This is a genomic window from Maribacter sp. HS (assembly GCF_048059195.1).
Taxonomy (GTDB): Bacteria; Bacteroidota; Bacteroidia; order Flavobacteriales; family Flavobacteriaceae; genus Maribacter; species Maribacter dokdonensis.
Map to the genome: position 1 here is coordinate 242,514 of NZ_JAYLVV010000003.1, position 15,314 is coordinate 257,827.

A 15,314-nucleotide genomic window follows, 5' to 3' on the forward strand; every position below is an offset into this window, starting at 1 on the left:
TTATTCAATATTTGTATTCAGATCGTTAACTACACCTTGGGCCGCAATATAACCTCCGGTCCACGCATTCTGGAAATTGAATCCGCCAGTAATAGCGTCCACATTTATAATTTCACCAGCAAAATAAAGATTAGTTAGTATTTTACTTTCGTAAGTCTTAAAGTTGATTTCCTTTAAATCTACACCACCTGCCGTTACAAATTCTTCTTTAAAAGTGCTTTTTCCATTTACTTGAAATATACCCGCTGTTAATTGTGCCGCCAAATTTGACAACTGTTGTTTTGAAACTTCGGGCCATGTTAAGGTATCATCTATATTAGAGGCTTTCACTAAATTAACCCACAGGCGCTTAGGTATATCCAATACCTTGGTTCTTATAACGGTTTTCTTTTCTACCTGCTTTACCTTAAGAAATAATTCCAATAACCCATCATGATGATACTCCGGGGCCCAATTTACCTGTATTTTAAACTGATAATTGTACTGCTCTAAAATTCTTGCTCCCCAAGCGGATAATTTTAAAATAGCGGGTCCGCTCATACCCCAATGTGTTATTAACAAAGGTCCTTCTGAAGTTAAAACTGCAGTATCTGGTTTTAGTTTTACTTTCTTTTTGCTAATATTCTTTTTAGGTATCACTTTGACCTCTGCATGTGTAGCCACACCAGGAATATCCGAAATACGCTCATCTTTAATATTAAAAGTGAATAACGAAGGAACCGGCTGAACAATACTATGCCCTAACGCTTGTACATAATTCCACATTTTTGGATTGCTGCCAGTAGCTAAAATGAGCTTTTTACAATACATATGACCATCACCAATGGCAACCTTCCATATTACCCCTTCCTCCTCTTTAATTTGCTCTATACCGGTTACAGAACAAAGCGTTTTCACCTGAATACCTAATCTATCCGCCTCTGAAAGAAAACAATCAATAATGGTTTGTGAAGAATTGGTTACGGGGAACATTCTACCATCTTCCTCAATTTTTAAGGCAACGCCACGTTCCTCAAAAAATCCGACAGTATCTCCACTTGCGTAGGTATGAAAAGGACCCAATAACTCTTTTTGGCCCCGTGGATAGTTTTTGCTTAGATCTACAGGATTAAATTCAGCATGGGTTACATTACAACGCCCACCACCAGAAACTTTTACCTTTGTGAGTACTTCCTTACCTCGTTCTAAAATTGCAATTTTGGTTTGCGGTCTACTCTCAGCTATATGAATGGCTGCATAGAAACCGGCTGCACCGCCACCAATGACCAGAACATCATGCATTAATTTACTCGTTCAGGAAAGTTGGTAATTATGCCATCTACACCTACATTTTTCATTGCTTCAATATCTGCAGGTTCATTTACCGTCCATGTATAAATTTTAAAACCGGCATCATGTATTGCTTCGGCTTTTTCCTCATCTAATTTCTTGAAATACGGATTAATGGCCACTGCATTCAACTCTTTTGCCATTGGTATTGCTTCTAAAGGGTCTTCTTCCGTTAATACAGCAATGGCAACATTAGAATTATATTTGCGCATCTCCTTCAACTCATCCCAATTAAAGCTGGAAATAATAAAATTATCGGGCGACCAATTTTTCTGCTCAATGTAATATTTCATAATATGATTTACCCTATCTGCCGTACCAGCACCTTTTAGCTCTATGTTTAAGGCTACCTTATTATCAATGAGTTTTAATACTTCTTGCAACATGGGTATTTTATGCCCCCCATCAACAATTACCTGCATTAAATCTACTATATAATAATCTTCAATGTCGCCAGGTGCATTAGTAATTCGATCAAGCTTATCATCATGAAAAACTACTACTTCCCCACTTTTTATTTTAAAAACATCGATCTCTATCATATCAACCCCAAGATCCAATGCCTTTTGAATGGATGGCAAGGTATTTTCAGTTTCGTGGCCCATGGCTCCTCTATGACCAATGACTAAAGGTTCTTTTTTCATATGACATGATGCTAAGGTTAAACAAATAAAAGCAAGGATAATTCTATAAAGCATGGGTTTATGATTTTAATTCAAAAATAAAGGATTCTAAAGGATTTAGGTTAATTGAAATATGACCTTCACCATTTTCTATACGTAAAGAATTCACATGACCGTAAAGAGCATCGTGCAGTGGATAAATTCCTTCTTTTAATTTCCACAGATTCACCAAATCTACAGGTATTTTTAAGTCGAACGAAAAATGTTCATTAACATCAAAATTTGAGACTATTATTAATTTTTGATTTTCCGACCAACGGACATAGGACAATACACGGTGATTATAATTTTCGGTAATTTCTTTATTGTAGAAATGAATCTCCCTATATGCACCCATTAAAGCCTCACTATTGATGGTGAAGTTCAACAAACGTTTGTAAAAATCTCGCAAAGCCGCTTCTTTGGGGCTAGATTGGCCCCCATCGAATTTTTTATCATTGACCCACCTTTGGTGATGCGGCACACCTATATAATCAAAAATAGAAGTTCTTGACGGACTACCAAAACCTGCATGTTCTGCTGCCGGCTCACCTACTTCTTGCCCAAAATAAATCATAGTGGGCGATGTACTTATGGTAGCGGAAACAACCATTGCCGGTCTCCCAATTTCTGCATTACCAACAAATTCTGGACTAGCAATACGTTGCTCATCATGGTTTTCTAAAAAGTGGAGCATATGATGCTCTATATCTCGTAAACCATTTTGTACAACCGGTAAGTGATCAGACCAACCATAGCCTTTCATAATATGTTTAAGTCCATCATAAAAATCCACTTTATCATATAGATAGTCCATTTTTCCCTTATGAATATATGTTCTATACAAATCTGGATTATAGACTTCTGCCATTAAAAAAGCATCGGGATTTTTCATTTTAATAGATGAATTCATATAACTCCAGAATTCTACAGGGACCATTTCTGCCATATCATACCTAAAACCGTCAACACCCATATTTAACCAATACAAAGCAATATCCTTAAATTTTCTCCAAGAACTCGGTACTACTTTTTTCTTCCAATACTCAAAATGTTCTTTATGGTCTTTTTCTCCATAATCGTTTGGCAGCATATCAAAATCCAGTCCGCCATCTGGTCTTACCCCATAATTGATGCGTACAGTTTCATACCAATCGTTCATATCCGGTTGCGGACTACGAGAACCATTACCGGTCCACTTTGCAGGAATCTCTTCTAATTTTGGATAGGAAAAATTTGGAGCATCACCACCTAAGGGAACATAACCATCTTGCCATTGCGGGGTTTTAAATTCCGTCCCTGGGATGTAATAAAAGTTATTGTCCTTTTGATACTCTACGGATGTATCATCTCCAAACCCAAAATCAGAAACACCCTTTGGATTAGTTTTCCCCTCATACTTTCTAGCTACATGATTAGGCACAATATCTATAATCACCTTTATGCCGGCCTTATGTGTACGCTCAATAAGCGATTTGAACTCTTTTAATCTATTTGATGGATTTTTAGCCAAATCTGGGTTAACATTGTAATAGTCCTTAACAGCATAAGGAGAACCAGCCCTGCCCTTGACTACATCTGGATCATCATTTGATATTCCTATTTCAGTATAATCATTTATTACGGCATGATGCGGCACCCCGGTATACCAAATGTGGGTAACACCCAAATTCTTAATTTCCGTTAGTGCCTTTTTATTAAAATCAGCAAACTTGCCTACCCCATTCTCCTCAATAGTGCCCCAAGGCTTATTATTGGTATTCGTATTTCCGAACAACCTGGTAAATACATGGTAAATAACAATTTTATGATTCATGGGGCATTTTAATTTTTAGTACTAACTACAACAAGAAACTATACAGTGATCAACTCATCTGGAAACAACTCTACTTTTTTACCATTGACACGAATAGAAACTTCTTTTGTTCCAATTAATTGAAAAGTGGTACAATCAGCGGATACGTTCACTTTTATGATCCGATTTCTAAAATTAACCTTAAATGAATATGCATTCCACTGATTTGGAATCTGAGGTTTAAACGATAATTTATCGTTTAACACACGCATACCACCAAAACCTTCAACAATACTCATCCAAGTACCGGCCATAGACGTAATGTGCAAGCCTTCTTCTACCTCCTTATTATAATCATCTAAATCTAATCTAGATGTTCTTAAATAAAAATTATATGCTTGCTCCATTCTACCCAATTTAGCTGCCTGAATACTGTGCACACAAGGGGACAAGGAAGATTCATGAACGGTAAAAGGTTCGTAGAAATCAAAATGTCTCTCAAGGTCTTCTGTAGAGAAATCCTCTTCAAAGAAATAAAAACCTTGCAGTACATCTGCCTGTTTTATATAAGGTGATCTTAAAATACGATCCCAACTCCATTTTTGGTTAATAGGTCTTTCAGATTTTGGCAAATCATCCACTTTAACCAATTCTTTATCCAAAAAGCCATCTTGCTGCAAGAAAACACCATATTCCTTTGAATAAGGGAAATACATTTTATTTGCAACCTTCTTCCACTTTTCACATTCCCTATCGGTAAGTTTGGTTTTGCCCACAACCCTATGGTAATCATCCGGATAACCGCTCTTAACCTTATCTAATTGGGTCAGCGTATAGTTTATACACCATTTTGCCAAATAGTTGGTATACCAGTTATTATTGACATTATTCTCATATTCATTAGGACCCGTAACCCCTAACATTACATATTTATTCTTGTCTTTTGACAAATTAACACGCTGATGCCAAAACCTTGAAATGCCTATTAAAACCTCTAAGCCCATTTCTGGTATATAGCTATAATCACCGGTATATCTAAAATAGTTGTGAATTGCAAAGGCTATGGCTCCATTTCTATGTATTTCTTCAAAGGTAATTTCCCATTCATTATGGCATTCCTCTCCATTCATAGTCACCATTGGATATAATGCCGCACCATTTGAAAAGCCTAATTTCTTAGCATTTTCAATAGCCTTTTCTAAATGATTGTAGCGATACTTTAATAATTTTCTAGCCACTTTATCATCTTTTGTAGCCATATAGAAAGGAATACAATATGCCTCTGTATCCCAATACGTACTACCACCATATTTTTCACCGGTAAAACCTTTAGGTCCTATATTTAAGGTAGAATCGGTCCCCAAGTACGTTTGATTCAATTGAAAAATATTAAAACGAATTCCTTGCTGAGCTTTTACATCACCTTCAATGACAATATCGCTCATTTCCCAAATTGCCGCCCAAGCCTCTTTCTGTTTTTGTAAAAGCCCTATAAAGCCAATTTCACTTACTTCTCTGAGTTTATTATGAGCAACTTGCTTCAACGCGTCTTTTGGGTGATTTCGTGTAACGGTATAACCACCAAATTTTGTTAAAGTTACAGTTGTGTTAGGCTCTACCTCCTGTTCAAATTTCAATGAAACGAAATTATCCGTCTTTTCCGATGCAACACCTACAACTGTGGCACCATCATAATCTAAAGAAGCCTGCATAAAGGTGCAGGTCTTAAATTCCGTTTTCATAGTGTGCGCTTCAATAAACGCACGATTTTCTTCGATACTAACATTTGTGGTATTCCAAAATTTGTCGTCCCAATTACTGTCCTCATTGGTAATACCACTGTCAAGATATGGCTCAAACACCAAGGAAGCTTTGGTATTCAACACTTTGATTTGATATAAAATAGCACCTACTTCATCTATCTCCAAACTCAAAAATCGCTTTACCACAACTTCAATTTCCACATTATTTGAAGTTACCGCCAAAAAGCTACGTGTATACACGCCTTCTTTCATATTTAACTCCCGTCTAAAGTTCGAAACTTTTTTGCAAGTGGCTAAATCTAATTCTTCACCATTTATTTTAATATTGATGCCAATCCAATTGGGTGCATTTAAAACCTTGGCAAAATACTCCGGGTAACCATTTTTCCACCAACCTACCCTGGTCTTATCTGGATAATATACCCCGGCAATATAACTACCCTGAAAAGTATCTCCTGAATAGGTTTCCTCAAAATTGGCACGTTGCCCCATGGCGCCGTTACCGATGCTAAAAATACTTTCAGAGGATTTGACATTTTCCTTATCAAATCCTTCTTCAATAATGCACCATTTATCTGGTTTTATATAATCTTGATTCATTAGTTTCTTGTTGTGTTACGATCAAAAATAAAGCAACTAGCTATAGCTATCTTTATTTATTTTTATTTAATAATAATTCCAAAAACTGATTATCTATTTCTGTGAAATCCTTAAATTTATACTGCGCTTCATTAAGAATATCTGGATCCCCAATTCCAATGCTGACCATATCTGCCGCATTAGCTGCTTGAATACCCGCTACGGCATCTTCAAAAACCACACATAATTCCGGTTTAACTTTTAGGTTGTCCGCGGCAATTAAAAACACTTCTGGGTCTGGTTTTGCTTTGGTAACATTGTTACCATCTACAATGCTATCAAAATATGGTAACAGACCCACTTTTTCCAATATAGGTTGCGCATTTTTACTGGCAGAACCCAAGGCAATAGGAATATTTCTTTCCTTTAAAAAATTTAATACCCTTGGTACGTCTGGTAGAATTTCGCTAGCGTCCATCTTTTCAATATAGGCCAGGTAATCTACATTCTTCTCTATCATCCAAGTATCAAATTGTTTTTGTGTAGCCTTGACATTGCCTATATCCAAAAGAATTTCCAAACACCTTTTTCTACTTACGCCCTTAAAAAGTTCATTTTGTTCTTTGGTAAATTCAAAACCCAATTCGTTTGCCAGCTTACGCCATGCCAAATAATGATATTTAGCGGTATCCACAATAACACCGTCCAAATCAAATATAAAACCTACTTTACCCATTGTATTATAACTATTAATTAATTGTTGAACCCCGTTTTACCAAAGTTGCATTAATAACTTCTGTCTTAAATGGCTCCTCTACTAATTCTACAGATTCCATTCTTTGGATCAATAGTTTGGCCGCTAGTTCTCCCATTTTCTCACCATGCTGCGCCACAGTACTTAATTGGGGCGATGAATACCTAGAGAGTATACCGTCGGTAAAACCGATTATCGAAATATCATCTGGAACGGTGTATCCTAAATGCTGAATTACACTCATGCATTGAATGGCGAATATCTCATTAACACATAATACTGCATCAACGTCATTATTCTGAAAAAATTCGGTTATTAAATTTGTATTATCCCGATCATGGGGTAGTGTTAAAATTAAACGATCATCTAATGCTATATTATTTAATTTCAAAGCTGCTAAATAACCTTCCTTTCTACTTTCACTTACGTTAAAATACTTTTCTGTGGTTATTAAAGCTATTTTTACTGCACCAGCCTTAACAAAATGTGTTACGGAATCACCGGCAGCTTCAAAATCGTTTAAAATAACTTTATCACAATCTATTTCAGTAGTTATACGATCGAAAAGTACTATAGGGATTCCTTGATCAAGCAATTCTTTTAAATGGGTGAAATCGTTCTTTTTTTGTGTTTCAGCGCTTAATGAAAGAATAAAACCATCAATACTTCCATTTGCCAACATTTCCATATTTATGACCTCTTTATCATAAGACTCATCAGAAATGCATACTATGACATTATACCCCATAGCATTCGCATATTTCTCAATACCCCTAAAAACCGTAGTAAAAAAATGATGTACTATATCTGGAATAACAACACCAATATTTTTTGTTCTTTTATTCTTTAAACTAAGAGCAATATTATTTGGCCTATAATTATAGAATTTTGCAAAAGCCTTTATTTTATCCTTAGTTTCCTTACTGATTTCCTTGCTATTCTTTAGTGCTTTGGAAACGGTAGAGATTGATACATCTAGCTCTCTTGCAATGTCTTTTAAAGTAATTTTTGGTTTCAAAATAGAAGGTTTAAAAATTTAAGATAAGAACTTAATCTTTTCTAAAAGCTAAAGTTTACTATGGAGATGAAAACGGTAAATATATTCAAAAATCTATTTTTCATATATTTGCAGAATAATCATATTTTCATATTAATACAGATATATAATTATGAATATAACAAAAACCTCCTTTAACATTCATTATACTCGCAAAAAATAAAAGTTATTAACACGAAACCGTTTTCGTAATTTTTTAACTTTGCACTTTCTATCATTCACACACCTTTTTGCATATTTTTAACAATTGAAATTAAATTAACTCAACTTAAATTAACAATTTATGAAGATTACATTCCTAAAAAGTCTGTTGGTTCTTGGAGCATTTTTATGCTTCGGATTCTTGCAGGCACAAGAAGTATCTGGAACTGTTTCAGATGCAAGTGGACCTTTACCAGGAGCTAGTGTTCTTGTAAAGGGGACTACGAACGGTACACAAACCGATTTTGACGGTAATTATACTTTGACCGCTGAAGAAGGTGCAGTACTTATTGTAAGTTACATTGGCTACAAGACTCAAGAAGTAGCGGTAAATGGTAGAACTTCAATCAATTTTACTTTAGAAGAAGATGCTGAAGCATTGGAAGAGGTTGTAATTATTGGTTATGGTACAACTACCGTAAAAGATGCAACCGGATCCGTAACAGCGGTTACTGCGGAAGATTTTAACGGTGGTAACATTGCTTCGCCAGAACAACTGATTCAAGGTAAAACTGCAGGTGTCAACATTCAAGAAACAAGTGGTGAACCTGGTGCCGGTATTCAAATTAACATTAGAGGTTCTAACTCCGTACGTGCCAATAACAATCCATTATTCGTGGTAGATGGTGTTCCATTGGGTGGAGGAGATACATCTCCACAAGGTGAGACCGGTTTTGGTCAAAGTGCCGTTAAAAACCCATTGAACTTTATTAACCCAAATGACATTGAAAGCATCAGTATTTTAAAAGATGCATCGGCAACGGCAATCTACGGTTCGCGTGGTGCTAACGGTGTTGTTATTATTACTACTAAGAGTGGTAAAGGAAGTAGCCAAGGCGTGTGGGACTTTTCTAGCTCTTTAAGTATATCTAAGGCTGCCAATACTTTTGACCTTTTAGATGCATCTGAATTTTTATCTGGTGTAACTTCTGTAGGTGGTGATGCAAGTGCGGTAAATTTTGGAGCTAATACAGATTGGCAACAAGTGGTATTGAGATCAACTGCTTCTCAAAACCAAAACCTTTCTTATTCTAAAAACTACGGTAGTGGTAACGTAAGAGCTACTTTTGGATATGGCAAACAATTTGGTATCGTTGAAAATTCCGATTTAGAAAGAATTACAGGTAGATTAAATCTTAACCAAAGATTCTTAGAAGATAAATTAGTTTTAGGACTACAAATGTCCATTGCACGTATTAATGATTCTCAAGCACCAATTAGTGCACAAGCAGGTGCTGCAGGTGATGTTTTAGGTGGAGCTTATGCCGCTAACCCAACATGGCCAGCTAGCTCAAGCTTTAATGCAGGTGGTTTAAATGTTAACCCGCAAAATGCACTTGACAATACACAGAACATCACCAATACAAATAGATACCTTTTAAACGGTTCTGTTCAATACAACTTTACCCCTGAAATTTCTGCCAAATTAAATGCAGGTATAGACATTTCCGAAGCTTCTAACACATCTGTTATCTCAAGAGACATCAACAACATTAATGGTGTTTCAGATATAGGTCGTGGAAATTATGGTGTTTTAGAAAGAGACAATAAAACTTTAGAGGCTACTGTGAACTACAACAAAGAATTTGAAAATTCTAGTTTAGAGGCATTAGTTGGTTTTGGTTACCAAGATTTCCAAACTTTTGGTTTCAATTCTGGCGGTAGAGGTTATTCTACTAGTGATTTAAATGCTATGGGAAGAGACTTAAGAAGTGCGGTTAACGACTTACAGAATGCAGTAACCGGATCTTATCAGCAAGCGTATTATGCACCCAACACTAATGGAGTTTTAATCAATAGATTATTACCAACAGTTGTAGCTCAAGAAGAATTAGGAAGAAGCCTTAACAGCGCTGTAACTTCTGTTTTTACAGATTCTTTTGACAATACAGATGAACTACAGTCTTTCTTTGCAAGATTGAATTACACATTGAACGACAAATATTTATTTACGGCAACAATGAGAGCTGATGGTTCTTCCAGATTTGGTCCTGAAAATCAATACGGATATTTCCCTTCCGGTGCATTTGCTTGGAAAATGAACGAAGAAGATTTTGTTGGCGAAAACGTTTCTACCCTTAAATTACGTTTAAGTGCGGGTATCACCGGTAACCAAGATGGTTTAGGTTACGGTAACTTCGTAGCAAGACAACGTTTTTCAGGATTAACAGTTCAACAAAATCTTGAAATTAACGCAAATGGTACAGCAATTGTTGCTACAGATAGACCGGACTTAAAATGGGAATCTTCTTTTAACTTAAATGCAGGTTTGGATTTCGGGTTCAACAATGATCGTTTAAGTGGTAGTATTGATATCTATAGAACTGAAACTACAGATGTTCTTTTACAGACTCCACCAGCTGCACCTGCAGTTGACCCGTTCCAGTTCCAGAATGTTGATGCCAGTATCATTAACCAAGGTATTGAATTTGCATTGGCTTACGATTTCGTAAGAACTGATGACGCTACTTTTTCCGCAGATTTTAATATTGCCTATAACGACAATGAGGTTCAAAATTTTGATGGCCTTATTGACACGGGTGAGGTTAATGGTCCAGGTCTTTCTGGCGCCTTTGCTCAACGTTTTGCATCAGGACAATCTTTATATTCATACTTCTTACCAATTTTCACAGGTTTTGATAGTGCCGGAACTCCAACATACCAAGATGTAGATGGGAATGGTGTCGGTGATCCTTTCCAAGACAAAACCTTTGTTGGTGAAGATGCTTTACCAGATATTACAACAGGTTTAAGCTTAAACTTAAAAGTTAAGGATTTTGATGCTTCTGTATTCTTCCAAGGTCAGTTTGGATTCTCAGTATATAACAACACTGAAAATGCATACTTTACAGCAGGTGCTCTTTCTAACTCTAGAAACGTTACACAAAGTGTTTTAACAAGCGGTGAAGACCCTGGAGCTTCTGCCGATGCTTCTACACGTTTCTTGGAAAAAGGAGATTTTGTACGTTTCCAAAATGCTAGTATAGGTTATAACGTACCATTATCTGGCGAAGGAGCATTAAATTCTTTACGTTTTTCAATTACCGGGCAAAACCTTTTCTTAATCACTGATTATAGTGGATTAGACCCAGAGGTTACAGCTAATACTGGTGATTTAGGTTCTGGTGTACCATCAAGAGGAATTGATTATGGTTCTTATCCAAGACCAAGAACATTCACTTTTGGTATTAATGCATCATTTTAATTAAAAAAAATTGTATATCATGAAAAATAATTTTAAAATCTTAACACTTTCTATTCTATCGTTGGTAGGGGTTTCTTCCTGTACCGACCTAGAAATAGAAGAAACAGATTCGATCATTTCTGACGGATTTCAAGGCTTGGCCGATCCCTCATCAACAGTAACGAATTTATATGGATCACTAGCGGGGCAATATGCCGATCAAGGTAATTTCTTCGCTCTACAAGAAGTTACATCAGATGAACATTTGATCCCTACTCGTGGGGGTGACTGGGGCGATAATGGTCTCTGGAGAGTCTTACATACGCACGATTGGGACGGACAGCATGCATTCATCACAAATGTTTTCCAGCAATGGAACGGAAACCAATTACAAGCTTCTCAGGTTTTAGATTCAAGAAGTAACCCATCTACCACCAACATTGGAGACGCTAGCTTCATAAGAGCGTATAGCATGTGGGTTATATTGGACAACTTTGGTCAAGTTCCTTATAGAGATACCGAATTACCATCTTCTTCTGTACCTGAAGTACTTACGGGTCAAGCAGCATTGGATTTCATTCTTGCCGATATAGATATGGCTATTGCTAATGCCCCTGCAACATCTGCAGGTAGTGGCGAAGCTAACTTAAGAGCAAGTAAAGCCGCTGCAAGATACTTAAAAGCTAAAGTTCTTTTGAACAAGCATATTTATCTTGGCACAGCTCCAGAAGCTTCAGATATGGCAGAAGTAATCTCTTTAGTTGATGAAATTACAGCTGAAGGTTATGCACTGCAAGAAGGCTACTTTGACCTTTTCTTACCAGATGCAGACACTGAAACTATTTGGGCTTTAGAAGCAAATACCATTAACAAAATTGTTATGGGACTTCACTACAACAGTACAAGTATACAAGGTGGTGGCTGGAACGGTTTTAGCACACTTGCTGAATTTTACGACTTATTTGAAGGTGATGCCGAATCAAATGAATTAGATGCAGATCAAAATCCTGTTGACGGACAAGAAGAACGTAGAGGTGGTGTACCAACAATAGGTACTGCTTTTGCAGGTCAGCCATACGCATCTGATAACAACGGATTTGTAGATGGGTCAAATGTTGGTTATGGTTTTCTTATCAACCAACAATATGACCTAGACGGAACTCCATTACTGGATAGACAAGGAGCTCCTCTTACTTTCAAAAGAGAATTTAAAGATGGTGCGGGTAACGTAAACTTCATTAACAATGATGAAACTACGGGTATACGTATTCAGAAGTATGCTGCTAGAAATGGAGAAGCTTCTATTAGTCACCAAATCGTATTTAGATATGCTGATGCTCATTTGATGAAAGCGGAAGCTATGTTTAGAAGTGGTGGTGACCCTACGGCAATGATCAATGAGTTAAGAACTATACGTAATACTCAAGAATTATTAGGTACCGTATCTGAGCAAGATATTTTAGATGAAAGAGGAAGAGAGTTATACCAAGAAGCTTGGAGACGTAATGACTTAATTCGCTTTGGTCAATTTGGTAGAGATTGGTTATTTAAAGCAGAAGGAACCATCAATAATGATGATTACAATGTGTTCCCAATACCACAAGCTCAATTGCTTGCAAATCCTAACTTAGTACAGAACCCAGGATACTAAGCAAACATAATTTTTAGTTTAAGTTGAAAAGGCCTCCAATTTCATATTGGAGGCTTTTTTTTATTTATATAATACGCTATTTGAACAAATTGAGCTGTAAGATTTCTTTAGCTAATGTCTAATTACAAACCAGATTGGCTAAATTCAATGGAAATATTACACACTACACCAAAAAAAAATTTCTTTCCCTATTATTGCCTACAGTTATATTTGCTATTACATAGCATTCTATCTCGACAAATTACTTCTTTCTCATACCGATAACAATGGTTCACAAGAACTTAACACTGAGAGGACTTGAATTTAGCACCAGCCATTTGCCACAAAATATGATACGGATTTCAAAGTATTTTCGCGTTATACAACCTATCAATTCATTTACAAGAATACTTTCTATTCTACACTAATCAAGAAATAGAATGAAACATAGCTCAGCTACCAAATAAATCAAAATAGCCACATCAAAAATTTGATGTGGCTATTTAAATCATGACTTGTAAAATTTCTTACTTTGCAAAGAACACGTAAATGCCGATTACAATACAACAAATCGCTATACCTGCCTGATTCACATACTTATATGGTGTAATGGATACCTGATCTGTATACTCTAAAACAAAAGGTTCTTTTCTTGGTTTAATAGCACCAATAATTAACATAATAACAATATTGGTTACAAACAATATCGCCATTATGTGTAAGAAATGAGGATAGGCATCAGCCTCAATCAATTTCAATTGCATAGGGTCTGTAATACCTTTTGCATTAGCATCTGCCAATGCTGCATCTACAAATTTATTCTTCAACCAAAATTGACTAATTATATATAATGCAGAACCTGATAGAATACCTACTTTGGCAGCAATAGCCGGAACTCTTTTAGTCAAATATCCTACAACTATTATGGTGAAAATAGGAATGCTATAAATACCGTTGATTTCTTGCAAATAATTGAACAAGCTTCCTGCATTTGCTATAAGCGGAGCTATGAACATAGCCGCTAACGCCAAACATATCCCGAAAATCTTACCGTATTTTACCACCGTAGTTTCTGGTGCCTCCGGGTTAATATGTTGTTTGTAGATGTCAATACCAAATAGGGTTACAGAACTATTAAGTACACTATTAAAAGAACTTAAAATTGCACCGAACAATACAGCTGCAAAGAAGCCAACTAATGGCTTAGGTAAAACCGCTCTTACCAATTCCGGGTAAGCCAGATCACTTGAAGCTAAACCACCATCAAAATAATGATATGCGATCATGCCCGGTAAAACCAAAATTAATGGTCCTAATATTTTTAAAAATGAAGCCAACAATAATCCTTTTTGACCTTCGGCCAAGTTTTTTGCCCCTAATGCCCTTTGTATAATTTGTTGGTTGGTACCCCAATAAAACAACTGTACCAACATCATTCCCGTAAAAATAGTTGCAAAAGGTACTTCTTGACCTCGGTTTCCCGTAGAATCAAATCTTTCAGGATTCGCACTTACCAAAATATCAAGTCCGCCGAAAACACTTCCATCCCCAATAGCCATTAATCCGAATATCGGAATCAATAATCCACCTATCAATAAACCAACTGCGTTTATAGAATCTGAAACAGCCACAGCCTTCAATCCGCCAAAAACCGCATATACGGATCCTATTAATCCAATTCCCCAAATACAAATTACCAATGCCGTACTATCAGAAACCCCCAATAATGTGGGCACATCAAACATACCGCTAATCGCCACCGATCCCGAGTACAGTATTACAGGCAACAACACTACGACATACCCCGTTAAAAACAGACCAGAGGTGATGGTCTTTGTTGTAACATCAAACCTTTTGGCCAAGAATTGCGGTATGGTTGTCAACCCACCTTTTAAATATCTTGGTAACAGAAAAATTGCTGTTACTACAATTGCGATCGCCGCTAAGGTTTCCCATGCCATTACAGATAAACCATCTGTATATGCACTACCGTTTAGCCCTACAATTTGCTCTGTAGAAAGATTGGTCAGCAATAATGAACCAGCTATTACGCCTGCCGTTAAACTTCGACCCCCTAGAAAATAACCATCTGAGGTTTGTTCATCTGTTGTTCTAGTTGCTAAATATGAAATTACGGCTACCAATATGGTGAAGCCTAAGAAAGAAAATATGCCTATCATCTGTTGAGTTGTTTGTTACTTAGTCAAGGTTAAATATATTGGATTATTTTCATTACTTCTAAAAAGATGCAGCAAAATCTCATTATTCGCATTTTACTACGAACACTATAACGATTTCTTTAAATTTTAACGTCTACTTTTGGCAAATAAACCTAACAAATATTAGGTATTTGGCTATAT

Annotated in this window: 9 protein-coding genes; 2 read left to right on the forward strand and 7 right to left on the reverse strand. The window is 36.3% G+C overall.

Annotated elements, in window-relative coordinates; genetic code table 11:
* From VBZ51_RS06215 to VBZ51_RS06240, 6 genes are read right to left on the reverse strand one after another with little or no spacing between them, the layout of a single operon-like run.
* Positions 1–1,281 carry an NAD(P)/FAD-dependent oxidoreductase gene (locus VBZ51_RS06215; RefSeq protein ID WP_416576389.1) on the reverse strand — a complete coding sequence of 427 codons (1,281 nt, stop codon included), beginning with the start codon at positions 1,279–1,281 and terminating at the stop codon, positions 1–3.
* On the reverse strand, positions 1,281–1,973 hold the full coding sequence (locus tag VBZ51_RS06220; protein ID WP_416576390.1) for a glycerophosphodiester phosphodiesterase: 693 nt from the start codon (positions 1,971–1,973) through the stop codon (positions 1,281–1,283). Before VBZ51_RS06220 ends, VBZ51_RS06215 begins: the two co-directional genes overlap by 1 nt.
* A gap of 58 nt (positions 1,974–2,031) precedes the next feature.
* Positions 2,032–3,807, reverse strand: coding sequence for an alpha-amylase family protein (locus VBZ51_RS06225; protein WP_416576391.1), 1,776 nt, complete (start codon positions 3,805–3,807; stop codon positions 2,032–2,034).
* Between the two features lie 38 nt (positions 3,808–3,845).
* Entirely contained in the window at positions 3,846–6,149 is a 2,304-nt protein-coding gene (locus VBZ51_RS06230) for a glycoside hydrolase family 65 protein (protein ID WP_416576392.1), read from the reverse strand.
* Between the two features lie 52 nt (positions 6,150–6,201).
* Complete coding sequence (gene pgmB / locus VBZ51_RS06235; RefSeq protein ID WP_416576393.1) at positions 6,202–6,864, reverse strand: beta-phosphoglucomutase; 663 nt, start codon at positions 6,862–6,864, stop codon at positions 6,202–6,204.
* Positions 6,865–6,877: 13 nt separating this feature from the next.
* A complete protein-coding gene (locus tag VBZ51_RS06240) occupies positions 6,878–7,900 on the reverse strand; it encodes a LacI family DNA-binding transcriptional regulator (RefSeq protein ID WP_058104994.1) in 1,023 nt (340 codons plus the stop codon).
* A 322-nt stretch (positions 7,901–8,222) separates the two neighbouring features.
* Here VBZ51_RS06240 and VBZ51_RS06245 point away from each other — a divergent pair, with 322 nt between their 5' ends.
* Together VBZ51_RS06245 and VBZ51_RS06250 are read left to right on the forward strand one after the other, a co-directional pair.
* Entirely contained in the window at positions 8,223–11,345 is a 3,123-nt protein-coding gene (locus VBZ51_RS06245; protein WP_091608671.1) for a SusC/RagA family TonB-linked outer membrane protein, read from the forward strand.
* A 19-nt stretch (positions 11,346–11,364) separates the two neighbouring features.
* Positions 11,365–12,975, forward strand: coding sequence for a RagB/SusD family nutrient uptake outer membrane protein (locus tag VBZ51_RS06250; RefSeq protein WP_416576394.1), 1,611 nt, complete (start codon positions 11,365–11,367; stop codon positions 12,973–12,975).
* A 506-nt stretch (positions 12,976–13,481) separates the two neighbouring features.
* Here VBZ51_RS06250 and VBZ51_RS06255 read toward each other — a convergent pair.
* Complete coding sequence (locus tag VBZ51_RS06255; protein ID WP_210708259.1) at positions 13,482–15,134, reverse strand: solute:sodium symporter family transporter; 1,653 nt, start codon at positions 15,132–15,134, stop codon at positions 13,482–13,484.
* Positions 15,135–15,314 lie beyond the last annotated feature (180 nt).